This is a genomic window from Bradyrhizobium amphicarpaeae (genome assembly GCF_002266435.3).
GTDB lineage: Bacteria > Pseudomonadota > Alphaproteobacteria > Rhizobiales > Xanthobacteraceae > Bradyrhizobium > Bradyrhizobium amphicarpaeae.
Genome location: NZ_CP029426.2, coordinates 251396 through 269276 on the forward strand (window position 1 = coordinate 251396; position 17881 = coordinate 269276).

Annotated in this window: 16 protein-coding genes and 1 tRNA gene; 6 read left to right on the forward strand and 11 right to left on the reverse strand. The window is 63.9% G+C overall.

Annotated features, from left to right (window positions below):
• Nucleotides 1–152 precede the first annotated feature (152 nt).
• Nucleotides 153–830, reverse strand: a complete 678-nt coding sequence (locus CIT40_RS01220) for an LON peptidase substrate-binding domain-containing protein (RefSeq protein ID WP_094893267.1) — start codon at nucleotides 828–830, stop codon at nucleotides 153–155.
• A gap of 86 nt (nucleotides 831–916) precedes the next feature.
• On the reverse strand, nucleotides 917–1840 hold the full coding sequence (trxA, locus tag CIT40_RS01225; RefSeq protein ID WP_094893266.1) for a thioredoxin: 924 nt from the start codon (nucleotides 1838–1840) through the stop codon (nucleotides 917–919).
• 273 nt (nucleotides 1841–2113) lie between these two features.
• On the opposite strand from trxA, the gene CIT40_RS01230 reads away from it, so the two are divergent.
• Nucleotides 2114–2188 (forward strand) — tRNA-Gly (locus CIT40_RS01230).
• Nucleotides 2189–2328: 140 nt separating this feature from the next.
• On the opposite strand, the gene CIT40_RS01235 is transcribed toward CIT40_RS01230, so the two are convergent.
• Both CIT40_RS01235 and CIT40_RS01240 read right to left on the reverse strand, forming a co-directional pair.
• Nucleotides 2329–2979 carry a nucleotidyl transferase AbiEii/AbiGii toxin family protein gene (locus tag CIT40_RS01235; protein WP_094893265.1) on the reverse strand — a complete coding sequence of 217 codons (651 nt, stop codon included), beginning with the start codon at nucleotides 2977–2979 and terminating at the stop codon, nucleotides 2329–2331.
• 3 nt (nucleotides 2980–2982) lie between these two features.
• Nucleotides 2983–3243, reverse strand: coding sequence for a hypothetical protein (locus CIT40_RS01240; RefSeq protein WP_094893264.1), 261 nt, complete (start codon nucleotides 3241–3243; stop codon nucleotides 2983–2985).
• A 163-nt stretch (nucleotides 3244–3406) separates the two neighbouring features.
• Here CIT40_RS01240 and CIT40_RS01245 point away from each other — a divergent pair, with 163 nt between their 5' ends.
• The 3 genes from CIT40_RS01245 (at nucleotide 3407) to CIT40_RS01255 (ending at nucleotide 6769) form a co-directional block, all read left to right on the forward strand.
• Nucleotides 3407–4393: an NAD-dependent epimerase/dehydratase family protein gene (locus CIT40_RS01245; RefSeq protein WP_094893263.1), complete on the forward strand. Its 987-nt coding sequence runs from the start codon at nucleotides 3407–3409 to the stop codon at nucleotides 4391–4393.
• Nucleotides 4394–4738: 345 nt separating this feature from the next.
• Nucleotides 4739–6007 (forward strand): PQQ-dependent sugar dehydrogenase, encoded by a 1269-nt coding sequence (locus tag CIT40_RS01250; protein WP_094893262.1) that lies wholly within the window; start codon nucleotides 4739–4741, stop codon nucleotides 6005–6007.
• A 177-nt stretch (nucleotides 6008–6184) separates the two neighbouring features.
• Nucleotides 6185–6769 carry a c-type cytochrome gene (locus CIT40_RS01255; protein WP_094893261.1) on the forward strand — a complete coding sequence of 195 codons (585 nt, stop codon included), beginning with the start codon at nucleotides 6185–6187 and terminating at the stop codon, nucleotides 6767–6769.
• A gap of 81 nt (nucleotides 6770–6850) precedes the next feature.
• On the opposite strand, the gene panE is transcribed toward CIT40_RS01255, so the two are convergent.
• From panE to CIT40_RS01275, 4 genes are all read right to left on the reverse strand, one after another.
• Nucleotides 6851–7774: a 2-dehydropantoate 2-reductase gene (gene panE / locus CIT40_RS01260; RefSeq protein WP_094893260.1), complete on the reverse strand. Its 924-nt coding sequence runs from the start codon at nucleotides 7772–7774 to the stop codon at nucleotides 6851–6853.
• A gap of 113 nt (nucleotides 7775–7887) precedes the next feature.
• A complete protein-coding gene (locus tag CIT40_RS01265) occupies nucleotides 7888–8496 on the reverse strand; it encodes a 2-hydroxychromene-2-carboxylate isomerase (protein ID WP_167443386.1) in 609 nt (202 codons plus the stop codon).
• A 102-nt stretch (nucleotides 8497–8598) separates the two neighbouring features.
• Nucleotides 8599–9948 (reverse strand): MATE family efflux transporter, encoded by a 1350-nt coding sequence (locus CIT40_RS01270; RefSeq protein ID WP_193550899.1) that lies wholly within the window; start codon nucleotides 9946–9948, stop codon nucleotides 8599–8601.
• An 81-nt stretch (nucleotides 9949–10029) separates the two neighbouring features.
• The gene (locus tag CIT40_RS01275; protein ID WP_094893257.1) at nucleotides 10030–10626 is read right to left on the reverse strand and encodes a DUF2239 family protein; all 597 of its coding nucleotides are present in this window, start codon (nucleotides 10624–10626) and stop codon (nucleotides 10030–10032) included.
• A 160-nt stretch (nucleotides 10627–10786) separates the two neighbouring features.
• Here CIT40_RS01275 and CIT40_RS01280 point away from each other — a divergent pair, with 160 nt between their 5' ends.
• Complete coding sequence (locus CIT40_RS01280; protein ID WP_094893256.1) at nucleotides 10787–11452, forward strand: glutathione S-transferase family protein; 666 nt, start codon at nucleotides 10787–10789, stop codon at nucleotides 11450–11452.
• A 44-nt stretch (nucleotides 11453–11496) separates the two neighbouring features.
• Here the strand turns inward: CIT40_RS01280 and CIT40_RS01285 are convergent, their stop codons facing one another.
• Both CIT40_RS01285 and ggt read right to left on the reverse strand, forming a co-directional pair.
• The gene (locus CIT40_RS01285) at nucleotides 11497–12792 is read right to left on the reverse strand and encodes an MFS transporter (RefSeq protein ID WP_094893255.1); all 1296 of its coding nucleotides are present in this window, start codon (nucleotides 12790–12792) and stop codon (nucleotides 11497–11499) included.
• Between the two features lie 84 nt (nucleotides 12793–12876).
• The gene (gene ggt, locus CIT40_RS01290) at nucleotides 12877–14628 is read right to left on the reverse strand and encodes a gamma-glutamyltransferase (RefSeq protein ID WP_094893254.1); all 1752 of its coding nucleotides are present in this window, start codon (nucleotides 14626–14628) and stop codon (nucleotides 12877–12879) included.
• Between the two features lie 104 nt (nucleotides 14629–14732).
• Here ggt and CIT40_RS01295 point away from each other — a divergent pair, with 104 nt between their 5' ends.
• Nucleotides 14733–16118, forward strand: coding sequence for an MFS transporter (locus CIT40_RS01295; RefSeq protein WP_094893253.1), 1386 nt, complete (start codon nucleotides 14733–14735; stop codon nucleotides 16116–16118).
• A 151-nt stretch (nucleotides 16119–16269) separates the two neighbouring features.
• Here CIT40_RS01295 and purH read toward each other — a convergent pair whose 3' ends face one another.
• Nucleotides 16270–17862: a bifunctional phosphoribosylaminoimidazolecarboxamide formyltransferase/IMP cyclohydrolase gene (gene purH / locus CIT40_RS01300; protein ID WP_094893252.1), complete on the reverse strand. Its 1593-nt coding sequence runs from the start codon at nucleotides 17860–17862 to the stop codon at nucleotides 16270–16272.
• Between the last annotated feature and the right edge of the window lie 19 nt (nucleotides 17863–17881).

Here is a 17881-nt window from a genome sequence, read left to right on the forward strand (position 1 = left end):
CTCCTCTGCCGTCTTCAGCTCCAAAAGCCAATAGCGCAACAGGCCCCTCTTGGGGACACTCTCAAGAGACTTCAGACAATCCCAATGCGGAGACACCCTCTCCCCAACCCTCTCCCGCAGGCGGGAGAGGGAGCGCACCGTCCTCGCGCCCCTCACTGCAACGGCGGATCGCCGCTGGTGCGCTTCTTGGCGAGGTCCATCTCGGTCACTGCGATCAGGACTTCGGCGCGGGTCTTCAGGTCGGGCGCTTCCAGCATGGCCTGCTTCTCCGCGGGGCCATAGGGCGACATCATCGCCAGCGCGTTGACGAGGGCTTCGTTGGGCGCGCTTTCGACGCCTTCCCAGTCGACCTTGAGATTGTTGGCCTTCAGGAAGTCCGCCAGCACGGCCAGCAGCGCCTCGCGATCGACCTCGTCCTCGCCCATGCGCGCGGTGAAGTCGTTGGCGAAGGTGAAGAAATCCACCTTGCACTGCCGGTAGGCGGTGAGCACCTCGAGCTCCTCGAGCACCTTGAAGCGCGAGACGCCGGTGAGCTCGAGGATGTAGCGGCCGTCACCGGATTCGGCCAGCTGGGTGATGCGGCCGACGCAGCCGACCCGGAACAGCGTCGGCTTGTCGGAATTCTTCGGCGAGTGCGCGACGTCCGGCTGGATCATGCCGATCAGGCGATGGCCATCGCGGAAGGAATCGTCGACCATCGACAAATAGCGCGGCTCGAAGATGTTGAGCGGCATCTGGCCACGGGGCAGCAGCAGCGCGCCCGGCAGCGGAAACACCGGAATGATCTCCGGGAGGTCGGCGGGCCCGCGATATTCGATGTTGATCGGCATCTGCCCGGTTCCCCCTTGGACTTGCTAGCGCGTGATTCGGAAAAGTGTGCAGTGGTTTTCCGAACAGATCACGCTCGAAAAAGCCCTCACGAGAACAGGATCGTCGACAAACGCTTGCGGCCCTCGACCGTTGCATCATCCGTGCCGCCCCAGGCCTCGAAGAACTGCACCAGCTGCTTGCGGGCGCCGTCGTCGTTCCATTTGCGGTCGCGCTTGACGATCGCGAGCAGCTGCTCGGTCGCGGCCGCACGGTTGCCTTGCGCGTTCAGCGCGGTCGCGAGGTCGAATCGGGCCTGATGATCGAGCGGGTTTGCGGCGACTTTCTGTTCCAGCTCCGCCACGGGTCCAAGCGATTGCGCCTGCTCGGCGAGATCGATCGCGGTCTGGACCGCCTTCACGGCGGGGTCGTTGCGCTTGGATTCCGGCACCATCGCCAGCGTCTGCTTGGCCTGCTCCATCGCACCGGAACTGGCGTAGCATTTCGCCAGGCCAGCGAGTGCCGCGATGTTGGTGGAATCATGCTGGAGCACCTCGGCGTAGATCTGCGCTGCCGCCGCCGCATCGCCCTCGGCGAGCACGGCTTCAGCCTCCTGCAGGATCTCGGCGATATTGGGCTCGCCCGGCGCAGTCACGCCCTTGGTCAGCTTTTCGATGAAGGCGTTGAGCTGGCTCTCGGGCACCGCGCCCATGAAGCCGTCGGCGGGCTGGCCGTTGACGAAGGCGATCACGGCCGGGATCGACTGGATGCCCATCTGGCCAGGGATCGCCGGATGCTGGTCGATGTTCATCTTGACCAGCTTGACCTTGCCCTTGGCCGCCTTGACCGCCTTTTCGAGCACGGGGGTGAGCTGCTTGCAGGGGCCGCACCACTCCGCCCAGAAGTCGATCAGCACCGGCTGGCGCTTCGATTCCTCGATGACGTCCTTCACGAAGGTCTGGGTGGTGGTGTCCTTGATCAGATCGGCCGCAGCCGGGTTTGCGGCTTCGTTACCCTGGTCGATGATCGTCACGGCATCCCCTCGTCAATGTCTGGAACGGCGGCTCTTTAGCACGTCGCCGCTTCCGATGCTTCGCTGTCGGCTCCTAGATTGGGCCGGGACGGCCGAATTTCAATCCATTGCAGCCGATTCGCCGGTTCCGGGTCACTTTCGAGCCATTTGGCCGCATTCAGGCTCCATATTGGTCCCGGATTGCGCATCTATGCCGCCGGTAGCTGTTGCATTCCCCTCCCGGTTTTGGCATACGACAGCCGTTGCCGGCGCGTCACGCGACCGACACAGGATGCGGGTGTAGCTCAGTGGTAGAGCACGACCTTGCCAAGGTCGGGGTCGAGGGTTCGAGCCCCTTCGCCCGCTCCAGTTTTTCCCAAGCATCCGGATGAGTAGCCTATTCCCGTCGGGGCGAGTTGCCTGCACCGTTTTGACGAAGGCCGTGAAAGCTGCCCCGGGCCGCAAGACTGGATTGGGCGCCAATCCGGAATTCAGGGTAGCCGACCCAGCTAGACAGCGCGCAGGAGTTCTTTGGTCTTTTCCAGCGCTACATCCGCGATCAGCCTATATGGATCTTTGATCGAAAGTTGATTGATCGCGGCCCTCACGAAGTCAGGCTTCAGGTTTTCGATTGTTGCCAGCGTATTTGAGACACCGTCGCGATAGCCGGCCAACTCCTTGATGATCGATTCCGCGTGTCTTTCGCTGCCAGCTGCGATGTCAAATATGTCGCGCGGGGCAATGTTCTTGCCGCGGTGATGGATCTTCTTTGCAATGATCTCCGGGATTGTCTCCAGAAGCACCGCTTCACCCTCTACTGTCGCTCGCGTTGTCGGTGATGATGTCAGCGACGGCGCGACGATAAAGTCGATCTCGCCAAATTCGAAGCCAAGCTTCAGAAGCCGTGTGCCGTCTCCCCCGTAGTCAGTAGGTCTCACCTCGAAATCGAAGTCATTCTTCTGTGGATCGAGGAACGGAAGAACTTGAGGATCCGGGAGAAAGATATCGACATCGTGGCTTATCCGATGATCGATTTGCAGCATCATCGCCGTGCCGCCGCCGAACGTCCAACGATCGATGATTTCCTGCTCGGCGTTCGCCTGCCGAATCATCGCCACGGCAATGCGAAACAGTTGCGCCCAATCTGAATGAGCGCTCATCTGCTACGCCGCAAGCGGATAGGTTTGTCCCGAAAACTCTGCGAACGCCTTCGCCGCTACGACCAGTTGGTCGTGGCTGATGCCATGCATCTCAGCGAAGGCGACCTGCAAGTCGGGATGGACATCCCCAAAAAACGACGACATAGGACCGCAGGCGGCCTTCGCGGAAGAGTGGTCCAGCAGGCAATGAACAAGCTCCTGCGCGTTCAGCCTCTTGCGATACGGCGCATTCACGGTAGCCAGAACCAGGACGGGGATATTCATCTGCGTCACTATCTGATTGCCTGTTCAATATAGGATCGACCGAACGGGCTTGGCAATCGATTGGTTTCCTCTGTGTTCCACTGCAGAGTGGGTCGCACCGAACCTCGCCAGATTCCTCCGCGGAAGATGCCTTCCGCTGTTGAGATGGGGCATTTGAGATCAAATGACAGTTCTCGTCACCGGCAGTGCCGGCCATCTTGGTGAAGCCATCATCCGCACCCTGCGCAGCCGGGGCGCACCCGCTCGCGGGATCGATCTGAAACCATCGCCCTTCACGGACGCCGTCGGCTCGATCGTCGATCCCGGCTTCGTGCGCGAGCAGATGTCCGGCGTCGCTGCCGTGATCCACACCGCGACGCTGCACAAGCCGCATGTGGCGACCCACAGCAAGCAAGACTTCGTCGACACCAACGTCACCGGCACGCTCAATTTGGTCGAGGCGGCGGCGAGCGCCGGCGTGAGGAGCTTCGTCTTCACCAGCACCACCAGCGCGTTCGGCTCGCAGCTTCGCCCCTCGGCCGGACAGGCCGCCGTGTGGGTCACCGAGGATCTGCCGCCGGTGCCGAAGAACATCTATGGCACCACGAAACTGATGGCGGAGACCCTGTGCGAGCTGTTCCATCGCGAGCGCGGCCTGCCGGTCGTGGTCCTGCGGACCTCGCGCTTCTTCCCTGAAGACGATGACGACCCGGCGATGCGCTCGGCTTACACGCCGGAGAACGCGCAGGCCAACGAGCTGCTCTATCGCCGGCTGGACATCGCGGACGCCGTGAGTGCCCATCTGCTCGCGATCGAGCGCGCGCCAGACATCGGTTTCGCCCGCTACATCGTCTCCGCCACCAGCCCGTTCGAGCCGCGTCATCTCACTGCGCTCGCGCGCGATGCGGCCGGTGTCGTGTGCGAGCTCTTTCCAAATTGCGGGCAGCTCTATGCGGCGCGGGGCTGGAACTTCTTCCCCGCGATCGACCGCGTCTACGTCAACGACCGCGCGCGGCGCGAGCTGGGCTGGCGGCCGGAATTCGACTTCGCGCATGTGTTGCGCAGTGTGCGCGAAGGCTGCGATTTTCGCAGTCCGCTGGCGCGCGAGATCGGCGCGAAGGGCTATCACGACACAGTGTTCGACGATGGACCCTACCCCGTGGCCGGTTAAGCCCCGCGATTGATGTTTTGCCCGACGAGTCAACCGCCTGCAGGGTCTTACCTCCGCGACGAGATCTGCGCGGTTCTACTGTGCATGGGGTTGTTTTCGCGTTTTTGGTTTCTGGCTCTCGGTCTTGATTCCGCATTGCAGCGAGATCGCTGTCGCTACGGTGTTCGCTCGTTACATTCCGTCTCAATTTTTATGCGGCGCAACCACTGCGCACGCGACGCCCTTCCCAGCGCTCGCAGATGTGCTAGCCTTTTGCGTCTGCCTCCTGGCAGAACCGAACTTCGCCTCTCGACGAACAAAACAAAATAATCGCAGCCCTGACGGCTGCCTTAGGGGAGTGACGCGATGACATCGATGTTCCATCGATCCGTGTTGGCGCTTGCAGCCGTGGCCCTTCTTGCGGGGACCAGCGCTGGTCACGCGCAGGACAAAAGCAAGCCGCTGAAGAAATACGAATCCGGCACCAAGGAATTCTGGACCCATCCGCCGGATGACTGGTTCCTGGGGGACGAGACCGAGGCGCAGAAGGGCCTCGCGCCGCCATCGGGGCCGCCGACCGGCGCGTCCGATGCCGAGCTCGCCAACATCGTCAAGAAGGTCAAGCTGCCGCCGGGCTTCAAGATGGAAGTCTATGCCTCCGGCGTGCTGGCCGCGCGGCAGATGGCCTGGGGTGACAAGGGCACGCTGTTCGTCGGTTCGTTCGGCCTCGGCAACGTCTACGCCATCAAGGACAATGGCGGGAAGAAAGAGGTCAAGACCATCCTCAAGGGGCTGAACATGCCCACCGGCCTCGCTGTCAAGGACGGGGCGCTCTATGTCATCGCGGTCGACAAGCTGATCCGCTACGACGACATCGAGAACAAGCTCGACAATCCCGGCGAGGGCAAGGTCGTCTATGACGACATGCCGTCCTATGCCGCGCATGGCTGGAAGTACATCGCGGTCGACAAGGAAGGCTGGTTCTACATTCCGTTCGGACCGCCCTTCAACATCGGCATTCCCCCGACCAGCGTCTCGCAGATCCGGCGTGTCGATCCCAAGACCGGCAACGCCGAGATCTACGCGCTCGGCGTCCGCAACTCGGTCGGCGGCGACGTCGATCCGCGCACCGGCAAGTACTGGTTCACCGAGAATGCCCGCGACTGGATCAGCGATGACCTGCCCAGCGACAAGCTGAACATGATCAACAAAATGGGCGAGCATTTCGGCTATCCCTATTGCCACCAGGGCAATCTGCCGGACGACAAGTTCGCGATGGGCCACAAATGCTCCGAGTTCACGCCGCCCGTGCTGAATCTCGGCGCCCATGTCGCTCCGCTCGGCATGAAGTTCTATACCGGCGACCAGTTCCCCGCCGAGTACAAGAACAACATCCTGATCGCCGAGCACGGTTCCTGGAATCGCCACAAGTACCAGGGCGGCCGCATCATGCGCGTCATCGTCGGGCCTGACGGCAAGAACGCCAAGCAGGAGGTGTTCGCCTCCGGCTGGATCGAGGGTGACCAGGGCTATCTCGGCCGCCCCGACGACATCATCCTCGCCAAGGACGGTTCGATCCTCGTCGCCGACGACTGGGCCGGCGCGATCTATCGCATCAGCTACAGCAAGAAGTAGCGCGACGTAACGAAGAGGCTGCGATCGGGCGACCGTCGCAGCCTTTTCCTTGTGACGGGCCTGCGATGGAACACGTCCGTCATGCCCGGACTTGATCCGGGCATCCATCAACGAAGAGCCTGCAAAAGGGATGGATTGCCGGGTCAAGCCCGGCAATGACAGCCGGAGAAATCAGCGATGCGAGTCGGTCGGTTCGGAATTCTGCCTGTGGCGCTTTTGCTCGCATCTATCCCGGCCCAGGCCGCCGACAATGCCGCGATCAAGGAGAAAGCCTCGATCTGCTCCGGCTGTCACGGCGAGAACGGCGTCTCGCAGACCGAGAACATCCCCTCGCTGGCCGGCCAGCCCGATCAGTTCCTGCAATGGCAGCTCGTGTTCTTCCGCGCCGGCTCGCGCAAGAACGAGCAGATGCAGCCGATCGTCGAGCAGCTCACCAACGAGGACATCCGTAATCTCGGCGCCTATTTCTCGCAGCTGCCGCCGCCGAAGGGATCGGAGGACGGGGATCCCGACCTGTCGAAAAAGGGCGGGCAAGTTGCCGCCGGCCGCCGTTGCGCCTCATGCCATACGGACAGCTTCGCCGGCACCAAGGGAGTGGCGCGACTGGCGGGCCAGCGCGAGGAATACCTGGTCAAGGCATTGCACGACTACAAGGCGGGCTTGCGCGTCGGCGGCGGCGTCGCCGCGATGGCCGATGTCGCCTATCGCATGAGCGACGAGGAGATCACGGCCGTGTCGCATTATCTCGCGCATTTGAAATAGCGCGAAGCTGTTGCGGCCAACTTTGCTGTCGTGCCGGGCTCGCGCTTTGCGCGCCCCGGGGATAACGGTCGGGACTACGATCTACCCCGCCCGCTGCTTCTCATATGCCTTCAAATGCGTGTAGGCGATGCGCAGCTTCGGCACCGGCACCTTGCCGGCATCGGCGCGCGCGATGAGATCGCCGATGACGTGGTCGGCCTCGACCGGCAGGCCGGCCTTGATGTCGCGGAACATCGAGGCCGTCATCGGCGAGCCCTCGGTGGTGAGGTTGCCCTTCACCCGCTCGAAGAACGGCCCGCCCGGCGCATAGCCTGCCGCCGTGGCGATCGCGCTGGTCTCGTCGAGCATGCCGAGCAGGAAATCCCGGCCGCCGGGAGCTGCGAGGATGTTGCCGACAGAGGTGCGCATCAGGCTGGTGGAGGCCGCGAGCGAGGAGAGGAACACCCATTTTTCCCACATGTCCTGCATGATGTTCTGGCTGGCGGTGGCACCGTTGATGCCGCTCTTGAAGGCTTCGTCGATCGCCTTAACGCGATCCGACAGCTTGCCGTCGCGCTCGCCGTAATTGATCGACTGCATCGGCTGGAGCTGCACAACCTCGCGCTTCTCGTTCAGGGTCGCCGCGATGGCGCAGAGGCCGCCGAGCACGCGCTCCTTGCCGAATTTGGCATCCAGGATGTCCAGATGCTTCATGCCGTTCAGCATCGGGATGATCGCGGTGTTTGGTCCGACCGCGGGCGCAAACGATTTGATGGCGTCGTCGAGATCGAACGCCTTGCAACTCAAGAGCACGACATCGAACTTGTCCCTGAGCGCATCGGCCTGCACCGTTGGCGGATTCTGCAGCGTCACGTCGCCATTCGGGCTCTTGATGACAAGACCCGCGCTTGCGAGCTCGCCGGCGCGGCGCGGCCGGACCAGGAAGGTGACGTCACGGCCGGCCTGCAACAGCCTGCCACCGAAATAGCCGCCGATGGCGCCGGCGCCGACCACGAGGATACGCATGGGATCTTCTCTCTTTTTGCTGTTGGCGGTCTATCTATAGTCGTCATTGCGAGCGAAGCGAAGCAATCCAGAATGCTACCGCGATCACATTCTGTCGCCGGAGAGAAAAGGGATTACGTCCCCAACACCATCTCCTCGACCTCGCGCAGCTGCTCCTTGCCGAAGAACATCTCGTTGCCGACGAAGAAGGTCGGCGAGCCGAACGCGCCGCGGGCGACCGCCTCCTCGGTGTTCTTGATCAGCCTGCCCTTCACTTCCGGCTCCTGAGCCCGGGTGAACAGCCTCTCGGCATCGAGTCCGGAGGACGCCAGGGCCTTCGCCGCGATCTCGGGGTCGTCCATCTTCTTCGGCTCGCGCCACATGTGGTGGAAGGCAGCCTCGACGTATTTTTCGAACACGCCCTCGAGCTGAGCTGCGATTGCCGTGCGCATCAGGTTCAGCGTGTTGACGGGGAAGTGCGGATTCCAGACGTAAGGCTGGACCTTGAATCGCTTGATGAAGCGCTCGGTCTCGACCTGCTGAAATTCACGCTTGTTCTTGACGCCGGCGAGCGTCTCGGCCGGGGACCTGTTGTTGGTCGACTTGAAGATGCCGCCGAGCAGGATTGGGACGTATTCGAACTTGACGCCGATGCGCTGCTCGATCGCGGGGATCGCGAGGTGGCTGAGATAGGCGTTGGGGCTGCCGAAATCGAACAGGAACTGCGGGGCTATGCGGGTCAATTCGATCTCCCTGAGATGACATCTTGATCTGACTTTCCGCGTATTGTGACGCAGCGTGTCCCACAAATCCACCGTTTAATGATGATCATAATACTTTGACCATCAGGCGATGCGCCGGATCGTCCGCTTGCGCCAGACCAGGAAGTAATAGCCCATCTGCAAAACGAACATGGCGCAGAACACGATGGGATAGGCGGCCCATATGCCCTGAAGGCCGATCGCGCGGCTCAGGATCACCGCGGCCGGCAGCTCAATGGCGAGAATCGCGAAGATCGCGAGCAGCATCGGCGTCAACGCGACACCGGCCGCGCGCATTGCACCCGAGAACACCGTGGCGAGGCCAAACGGCACCGAGCTCCACAAGGCGATGAAGAGCAGCTCTTTCGCCAGATCGAGCACGGCGCCGTTGGTGATGAAGATGCCGAGGATGGCGCGCGGCGCGAGATAGATCAGCGCCACGAGGCCGCCGGTCAGGACCAGGTTGAACACGAGCCCGGTCCGCACGATGCCGTCGAGCCGGGCCCTGTCGCCACCGCCGACAGCCTGCGCGCCGAGGATCGAGACGGCGATGGAAATCGACATCGCCGTGAACTGCGTGTAGCCCATCACCTGGTTGACGGCGCCGTAGGCCGCCGTGGCGTCCGATCCGTAGCCGTTGACGAGGCCGAGCAGCACCAGCTCTGCGATCGCCATCACCACCATGCCGACGGCGCTCGGCAATCCGATGCCGAGGATTTTTCCGAGCATGGCGCCGTCGAGCCTGAGGTGACGCAGCAGCGCCGTGTCCGGCGCGAGCGCGTGCTTCTTCCTTCGCAGATACAGCGCCAGCGCGATCAAGGTGAGCGCGTTCGAGATCGCGGCCGCCCATGCCGGGCTGGTGATGCCGGCCGCCGGCAGTCCGAGCGACCCACGGATCAACATCGGCGTCAGGATCAGGCCGATCGCAGTCGACAACGCCAGCGCCAGCAGCGGCGTCAGCGCATCGCCGACGCCGCGGATCATCGCCGTCATCAGCAGGAAGACGAAACCGAGGGGCATCGTCAGCAGCATGATGCGCGCATAGGCGCTGGCAGGAGCGAGAATGTCGGCCGGCGTCGCAAGCGCCATCATCAGCTGACGGCTGAACAGCCCGCCGATCAGCGCGATCGAAATGGAAAGCAGAAGGCCGATCGCGAGCGTCGTACCCGCAACGCTCCTGATCTTTGCGTGCTCGCCAGCGCCGAAGGCCTGACCGATCAAGACGGTGGCGCCGGTGCTCAGCCCCATGACGAAAGCGAACAGAAAGAACATCACGGGAAAGAAAACCGAGACGGCGGCCAGCGCGTCGACGCCGATCATCTGGCCGAGATAGACGTTGCTGACGGTGCCGAACAACGATTGCAGCGCGTTGCTCAGCATCAAGGGCGCGAGGAAGCGCAGGAATGTCATCGAGAGCGGCTTGGGCGCAGACATGGATCGGCCTTTCATCAGGGCGCACGGAGCCGTTGCCGCGCAAGGCGCGGCCCGGCCGTCGATGGGGTATGTGAGAGCGCCTTAAGCGCGGTCGCTGTAGGCGAGCTTGACGATGTGGTCGCGGATGTCGGGTGGCCAGTCGGCGATCAGTCCGGCAAAGCGCCGCCGGTCATCCGCAAACAATGCGCGCGAAGCTTCCTCGAACTGCGGCAGGTTGCCCGCCATGGTCGACATGAAGTGATAGGCCGCATCGCGCGCCTGCCGTTCGCGGTCCTTGTCGCCGCTGGCGCGCCTCGCCTCGTCGACGAGCTTGCGCAGCGCGACCGAGGCGCCGCCCGGCTGCGCGCCGAGCCACTCCCAATGTCGCGGCAACAGCGTCACCTCGCGCGCGACCACGCCGAGCTTTGGCCGTCCGCGCCCGCGCGGCTCGCTCGGTGGTGCGGTTTCCTCGACCGGCGGCGGCATGAGCTTGGCCAGCCGCGCCAGCACCTCGCGATCCCCGCCGCGCAGATCGAAATCGATCGATCGGCCGGTGCTGTCCTCGAAGATGATGATCGGCTCGTCCGGCCGTGGCGCGACCCGCTTGACGACCAGCGCGACCTCGCCTGCCGGCCCAGACACAAGACGGCGATGCCCTTGGAAGGCGGTAAAAATCTTCTGCATTGGAATCATTGCCATTTTAACGACGTTGATCTGATTATTACCCGGGTAGATTATCGGCGTCAATATACCCGGATTAAAATATCCATCACGATGCTCGACATCGCGTTCCCGGGCTGGCAGGTACGCGGCCGACCGACGACGCCTAGCCACCACGCCTGCCTTGGGGACCTCGCCGATGCTGACCGTTCACCACCTCAACAATTCCCGCTCGCAGCGCGTGCTTTGGCTGCTCGAAGAGTTGGGCGTGCCCTACGAGATCGTGCGCTATCAGCGCCAGCCGGACATGCGCGCGCCGAAGGAGCTGCGCGCCATCCATCCGCTCGGCAAGTCGCCCGTCATCACCGACAACGGCAACACCATCGCCGAGTCGGGCGCGATCATCGAATATCTCGTCGCGACCTACGGCGACGGCCGGCTGATTCCGCCGCCGAATACGCCGGAGAGGCTGCGCTTCACCTATTGGCTGCATTATGCCGAGGGCTCCGCGATGCAGCCGCTGCTGCTCAAGCTGCTGTTCACGCTGATGCCGAAGCGCGCGCCGGCGCTGCTTCGTCCGCTGGTGCGCAAGGTTTCGAACCAGGCGCTGACCACGCTGGTCAATCCGCAGCTCAAGCAGCACATGGATTATTGGGAAGGCGAGCTTGGCAAGAGCGAGTGGTTCGCCGGCAACGAGTTCACCGCAGCCGACATCCAGATGAGCTTTCCGCTGGAAGCGGCGCAAGCGCGCGGCGGGCTCGAGCAGGGCCATCCCAAGGCGATGGCATTCCTCGAGCGCATCCATGCGCGCCCGGCCTATGCGCGCGCGCTGGAGAAGGGCGGGCCGTATCAGGTGGGGCGGTAAGCCTTCTCACCGCCCGGGAAGACGGCGCATGATGGCGCCGCCTGTCAGTGCGCGTGCAGCACGCGGCCGCGCGTTTCCGGCAGCGCAAAGGCGGCGATGAAGAACACCGCATAGGCCACCACCGCGAAGATCGCGATCGCATTCGCAAGCGAGGTCGATGCCGACAGCGCGCCGACGAGGAACGGAAACAGCGCACCGATGCCGCGGCCGAAATTGTAGCAAAAGCCCTGGCCGGAGCCGCGCAGCCGCGTCGGATAGAGCTCGGTCAGGAACGCGCCGATCCCGGAGAAATAGCCCGAGGCGAAGAAGCCGAGCGGGAAACCGAGCAGCCAGAGGATCTCGTTGGTGAGCGGCAGCTGTGTATAGAGCAGCACCACCGCCATGGCGCCGATCGAGAAGATCAGGAACAAATTGCGCCGTCCGATCCGGTCGGCAAGCCAGGCGCCGGTGAGATAACCGATGAAGGAGCCGATGATCAGCGTCGACAGGTAGCCGGTCGAGCCGACGATCGACAGATGCCGCTCCTTGGTGAGGAATTGCGGCACCCAGAACGTGACGGCGTAATAGCCGCCCTGGCAGCCCGTCGCCATCAGCGACGCCAGGATCGTGGTCTTCAGGATCGGGCCGGAGAAGATTTCCCAGATCGCCGGGCGATCGCCGCTCGCGGCGTGCCTGGCGCGAGCCTCGACCGCGATCGCCGGCTCGGTGACGGAGCGGCGGATGTAGAACACCAGAAGCGCCGGCAGCGCGCCGATCACGAACATCCAGCGCCATGCGATCTCCGGCGGCAAGGCCGAGAACAGGATCGCCTGCGACAGCACCGCGAGGCCCCAGCCGACCGCCCAGCCGGATTGCACCGAGCCGACCGCGCGACCGCGATATTGCGGTCGGATCGCCTCGCCCATCAGCACGGCGCCTGCCGCCCATTCGCCGCCGAAGCCGAGGCCGAGCACGGCACGTGCGATCAGGAGCTGGTCGAAATTCTGCACGACCGCACAGACCAGCGAGAAGAACGAGAACCAGATGATGGTGAACTGGAGCGTCCTCACCCGCCCGATATGGTCCGAGAGATAGCCGCCGAGCCAGCCGCCGATCGCGGACGCCAGCAGCGTCACCGTGCCGGCAAGACCAGCCGAGGCCGCATCGACCTTCCACAGCGCGATGATGGTGCCGATCACCAGCGGATAGATCATGAAATCCATGCCGTCGAGCGCCCAGCCCGCCGCGCAGGCCCAGAACGTCCGGCGCTCGGGCACGTTCATGTCGCGATAGAACGCGAGAAGGCTGGTGTCTTCGATCTCCGTGCGCTCGATGCGCTGGTTCGGATCGGCTGGCGTCATGTGCGTTTCCCCGGCTATTTCTTTGGCCGCGGTGGTAGCATGCGCCGTGACCCGCGCAAGCCTTCGGTCCATGCAGGGACGGCGCTACTGCCCCGCTGCTTCCGCGCCCCGCGTGCGCGGATCGGGCGCGCCGAGCGGGCCGTTCGGCGTCACGACAATCGAATTGGCAGACGTCTGCCCCATCGGCTCCACGATCGTGTGGCCCATTGCCTTCAGCTCGCCCAGGACATCATTTGGAAAGCCGGCTTCGACACGGACTTCGTCCGGAAGCCATTGATGATGCAGCCGTGGCGCTGCAACTGCGGCAGCAACGTCCATCTTGTAGTCAAGGACGTCCACGATCACTTGCAGCACCGTCGAGATGATGCGGCTGCCACCGGGCGAGCCCGTCACCAGCACCGGCTTGCCGTCCTTGAGCACGATGGTCGGCGACATCGACGAGAGCGGCCGCTTGCCCGGCCCGGGCAGATTGGCCTCATAGCCGACCAGACCATAGGCATTGGAAGCGCCGACAGCGGCGGTGAAATCGTCGAGCTCATTGTTGAGCAGCACGCCGGTGCCGTCGGCGACGAGGCCGACGCCGTAGCTGAAGTTCAGCGTATAGGTGTTGCTGACCGCATTGCCGCGGGAATCGACGACGGAGAAATGCGTGGTGTTGCTGCCCTCGTGCGGCGAGGAGGCCGCGGAAACGAGCTCCTTGGATGGCGTAGCGCGTTCGGTCGAGATGCCGGAGCGCAGCTTGGCGGCGTAGTCCTTTGCAGTCAACGTCTCGATCGGTGCGTTGACGAAGGCGGGATCGCCGAGATAGCGCGCGCGGTCCGCGTAGGCCCGCTTCATCGCCTCGATCAGAAGATGCAGCGAGGCCGGTGTGCCCTGCTTCAAATCGGTAAGCTGAAAGCCCTCGAGGATGTTGAGCGTCTCCACCAGCACGACGCCGCCCGACGACGGCAGCGGCATCGACACGACGTCATAGCCGCGATAGGTGCCGCGCACCGGCGCGCGGATCACCGCCTGATAGGCCTTCAAATCGGCCGGCGTCATGATGCCGCCGGCATCCGTCACGGCCTTGGCGAGCTTCTCGGCGACCGGGCCCTCATAGAAGCCGCGCGGCCCCTGTGCAGCGATGGCCGACAGCGTTTCAGCGAGATCGCCCTGCACCAGCCGGTCGCCTTCACCGATCGGCCTGCCATCTGGCCGCGAGAAGATCCTGGCCGAAGAAGGCCAGCGTGCCAGCCGCCGGTGCCAGCCCGGCATCGTGTCGGCCATGTCGTCGCTGACGACGAAACCATCGCGGGCGAGCGCGATCGCTGGCGCGAGCAATTGTGCCAGCGTGAATTGCCCCGAGCCGTATTTCTCCAAGGCCAAAGCGAGGCCCGCAACCGTGCCGGGCACGCCGACGCCTAGCGCGGAATCCCGTGACTTCGCAATATCGGGCTTGCCGTCGGCGCCGAGGAAGATTTGCGGCGTGGTCGCCGCCGGCGCCGTCTCGCGGTAGTCGATCGTGACGTCTTCGTTGCGGTCGGCGGAATGGATCACCATGAAGCCGCCGCCGCCGATATTGCCGGCACGCGGATAGGTCACGGCCATCGCAAAGCCGGTCGCGACCGCGGCATCGACCGCATTGCCACCGCTGCGCAAAACATCGGCTCCGATCTGTGCGGATATCTTCTCCTGCGCGACCACCATGCCGTGCTCGGCGGCAACGGCGCGCACCGTGTCGGGCGCCGCAGGAACATAGGCCCGCCGCGCATCCTGAGCGGTCGCGGGTGCGAGACCAAACGCCAGAGTGGCGACGACGGCAAAAAACGTCCGCCTGGTCGAATGTGACGACATCATCAAAATCAAATTCCGTCGTGGCTTCGGACAGTTCACACGCCTCGCGGCAATGCTATACCGTTTGCCTCAAGAGAGGCAAAACTGTTCGTGATGAGGACTGCGCAATGACGACGATCGCCCCGGACGCGCGCATGGGCGGCGTGCCGCGGACCTATCCGCCGCGCGCCGCCGTCGTCAGCTGGATTTTCTTCGACTGGGCCGCGCAGCCTTATTTCACGCTGATCACGACCTTCGTGTTCGCGCCCTACTTCGCCACCAGCATTGCGCCCAATCCCGCCACCGGCCAATCGCTGTGGGGATTTGCGATGGCGGCCGCGGGCCTTGCGATCGCGTTGATGTCGCCGGTGCTTGGGGCCATTGCGGATGCCTCGGGCCGCCGGAAGCCGTGGATCGCGGGATTCGGTGCGCTGCTGGTGGCGGCATCCTGGACATTGTGGATCGGCAAGCCCGGCGATCCCTCCATCATTCCTCCTCTGCTCACCGCCGTCGCGCTCGCCAGCATCGGTGCGGAGTTCGCCACCGTCTTCAACAACGCGATGATGCCGACGCTGGTGCCGCCGGAGCGAATCGGACGACTCTCCGGCACCGGCTGGGCCACGGGATACATCGGCGGCATCGTCAGCCTGATCATCGTGCTCGGTTTCCTCGCCGCGAATCCCGAGACCGGCCGCACGCTGCTCGGCATGATGCCGCTGTTCGGTCTCGATCCGATCAGCCATCAAGGCGATCGCATCGTCGGGCCGCTGACGGGGCTGTGGTTCGTGATCTTCGTGACGCCACTGTTTCTGTTCACGCCGGATTATCCGGCGAAGCGGCCATTGCGCGAGGCGCTGCACGAAGGACTGTCGGACCTGAAGCAATCGATCAAAGGACTGCCGAAGCAGAAGTCGCTCGCGGCGTTTCTGCTCGCCAACATGGTCTACACCGACGGGCTGGTCTCGCTGTTCGCTTTCGGCGGCATCTATGCCGCCGGCACATTTGGCTGGCACACCATCCAGATCGGTACCTTCGGCATCATGCTCGCGATCACCGGCACGATCGGTGCATGGCTTGGCGGAAAGCTGGACGACCGCCTCGGGCCGAAGCGCGTCATCGCCGGCAGCTTGTTGCTGTTGCTGATATCCGTGGCGGCGATCCTTCTGGTGGACAAGGACCGCGTGCTGTTCGTCGCGGTGGCGCCACCGCAAGCTGGCGCTCCCTTGTTCTCGAGCGCGGCCGAGCGCGCCTATCTCGTGCTGGGCTGCCTGATCGGCGCGGCCGGTGGTCCACTCCAGGCCGCCTCACGCACGCTCCTGATCCGCCTTGCACCGAGAGACCGCATTGCGCAGTATTTCGGCCTGTTCGCACTGACCGGGAAGGTGACGTCCTTCATCGGACCGCTCCTGATCGGCATGATCACCGCGGTGACCGCAAGCCAGAAGGCCGGCATGGCCGTGCTGGTGGTGTTCTTCGTCGCGGGATTAGGGCTGTTGATGCGGGTGCGGGACTAGCCGCGCGACGCGATTTCACCGCCGTCATTGCGAGGAGCGACTTGTCCGCCGTAGCTCGAAGAGCGAAGGCGAAAGCGACGAAGCAATCCAGATTGCCTCTGCGGAAAGATCCTGGATTGCTTCGCTGCGCTCGCAATGACGATTTGATAGATCAGTGCCGGAAGTGCCTTGTCCCCGTGAACACCATGGCGATGCCGTGCTCGTCGGCGGCCTTGATCACTTCGTCGTCGCGCATCGAGCCGCCGGGCTGCACCACCGCGGTGGCGCCGGCCTCGATGCAAGCGAGCATGCCGTCGGCGAACGGGAAGAATGCATCCGACGCCACCACCGAGCCCTTGGTGAGCGGCTCGCTGAGCTTCAGCTCGCTCGCGGCATCCTGCGCCTTGCGCGCCGCGATCCGCGCTGAGTCCACCCGGCTCATCTGGCCGGCGCCGATGCCGACGGTGGCAAGATCCCTGGCGTAGATGATGGTGTTCGACTTGACGTGTTTTGCGACCCGGAACGCAAACTTCAGGTCACGCATCTCCGCGTCGGTGGGCGCGCGTTTGGTCACGATCTTGAACGTCATGTCGTCGACCACGGCGTTGTCGCGGCTCTGCACGAGAAGTCCGCCGGCCACCGTCTTGGCGGTGAGGCCGGGCGCCCGCGGATCAGGCAGGCTGCCGGCGAGAAGCAGGCGCAAATTCTTTCTCCCGCCGATGATCGCGATCGCCTCTTCGGTCGCATCGGGCGCGATGATCACTTCCGTGAAGATCTTTGTGATCTCGCGGGCGGTGTCGGCGTCGAGCGGGCGGTTCATCGCGATGATGCCGCCGAAGGCCGAGGTGGAATCGCAGGCCAGCGCCCTGCGATAGGCCTCGACGAGGTTCGATCCCTCCGCGACGCCGCAGGGGTTGGCGTGCTTGACGATGACGCAGGCCGCGGTGCGCTTGGCGTCGAATTCGCCGATGCATTCATAGGCGGCATCGGTGTCGTTGATGTTGTTGTAGGAGAGCTCCTTGCCCTGGAGCTGCCGTGCGGTGGAGACGCCCGGGCGCTTGTCGGGTGTCGCATAGAATGCCGCGGTCTGGTGCGGGTTCTCGCCGTAGCGCAGCGACTGGATCAGCTTGCCGCCGAAGGCGCGGAAGTCGGGCGCATCGATCTCGAGCTGACGATTGAACCAGTTCGAGATTGCCGCGTCATAGGCCGCGGTGCGTGCATAGGCCTTTGCCGCAAGGCGCCGGCGCAGCTTCAGCGTGGTCGCGCCGTTGTTGGCGGCGAGCTCGTCGAGCACGGCCTTGTAGTCATCTGCCTCGACGACGACGGCGACGTCGTCATGGTTCTTTGCGGCGGCGCGGATCATCGCGGGGCCGCCGATGTCGATGTTCTCGATGCAATCCTCGAAGCCGGCGCCTTTGTCGACGGTCGCCTCGAACGGATAGAGATTGACGACGAGAAGATCGATCGGCGCGATGCCATGCGCCTTCATCGCTTCCGCGTGTTCCTTGTTGTCGCGGATCGCGAGCAGGCCGCCATGCACTTTCGGATGCAGCGTCTTGACGCGGCCATCCATCATCTCGGGAAAACCCGTGAGGTCGGAGACGTCCTTCACCTTGAGGCCGGCCGCGGCGATCGCCTTCGCAGTGCCGCCGGTCGAGACCAGCTCGACATCATGGGCGGCGAGCGCCTTGGCGAATTCGATCAGGCCGGTTTTATCGGATACGGAAAGCAGGGCGCGGGTGACGCGGCGGGGATGGTCGGTCATGAGCAAGATCCTCTGTCTT

Bases quoted from the DNA above. Each gene is read 5' to 3' on its own strand.
- panE (WP_094893260.1), bottom strand. From the start codon at position 7,774: ATGCGTATCCTCGTGGTCGGCGCCGGCGCCATCGGCGGCTATTTCGGT.
- CIT40_RS01235 (WP_094893265.1), bottom strand. From the start codon at position 2,979: ATGAGCGCTCATTCAGATTGGGCGCAACTGTTTCGCATTGCCGTGGCG.
- CIT40_RS01255 (WP_094893261.1), top strand. From the start codon at position 6,185: ATGCGAGTCGGTCGGTTCGGAATTCTGCCTGTGGCGCTTTTGCTCGCA.
- CIT40_RS01220 (WP_094893267.1), bottom strand. From the start codon at position 830: ATGCCGATCAACATCGAATATCGCGGGCCCGCCGACCTCCCGGAGATC.
- CIT40_RS01285 (WP_094893255.1), bottom strand. From the start codon at position 12,792: ATGACGCCAGCCGATCCGAACCAGCGCATCGAGCGCACGGAGATCGAA.
- CIT40_RS01270 (WP_193550899.1), bottom strand. From the start codon at position 9,948: ATGTCTGCGCCCAAGCCGCTCTCGATGACATTCCTGCGCTTCCTCGCG.
- purH (WP_094893252.1), bottom strand. From the start codon at position 17,862: ATGACCGACCATCCCCGCCGCGTCACCCGCGCCCTGCTTTCCGTATCC.
- ggt (WP_094893254.1), bottom strand. From the start codon at position 14,628: ATGATGTCGTCACATTCGACCAGGCGGACGTTTTTTGCCGTCGTCGCC.
- CIT40_RS01250 (WP_094893262.1), top strand. From the start codon at position 4,739: ATGACATCGATGTTCCATCGATCCGTGTTGGCGCTTGCAGCCGTGGCC.
- CIT40_RS01245 (WP_094893263.1), top strand. From the start codon at position 3,407: ATGACAGTTCTCGTCACCGGCAGTGCCGGCCATCTTGGTGAAGCCATC.
- CIT40_RS01240 (WP_094893264.1), bottom strand. From the start codon at position 3,243: ATGAATATCCCCGTCCTGGTTCTGGCTACCGTGAATGCGCCGTATCGC.
- CIT40_RS01295 (WP_094893253.1), top strand. From the start codon at position 14,733: ATGACGACGATCGCCCCGGACGCGCGCATGGGCGGCGTGCCGCGGACC.
- CIT40_RS01280 (WP_094893256.1), top strand. From the start codon at position 10,787: ATGCTGACCGTTCACCACCTCAACAATTCCCGCTCGCAGCGCGTGCTT.
- CIT40_RS01275 (WP_094893257.1), bottom strand. From the start codon at position 10,626: ATGGCAATGATTCCAATGCAGAAGATTTTTACCGCCTTCCAAGGGCAT.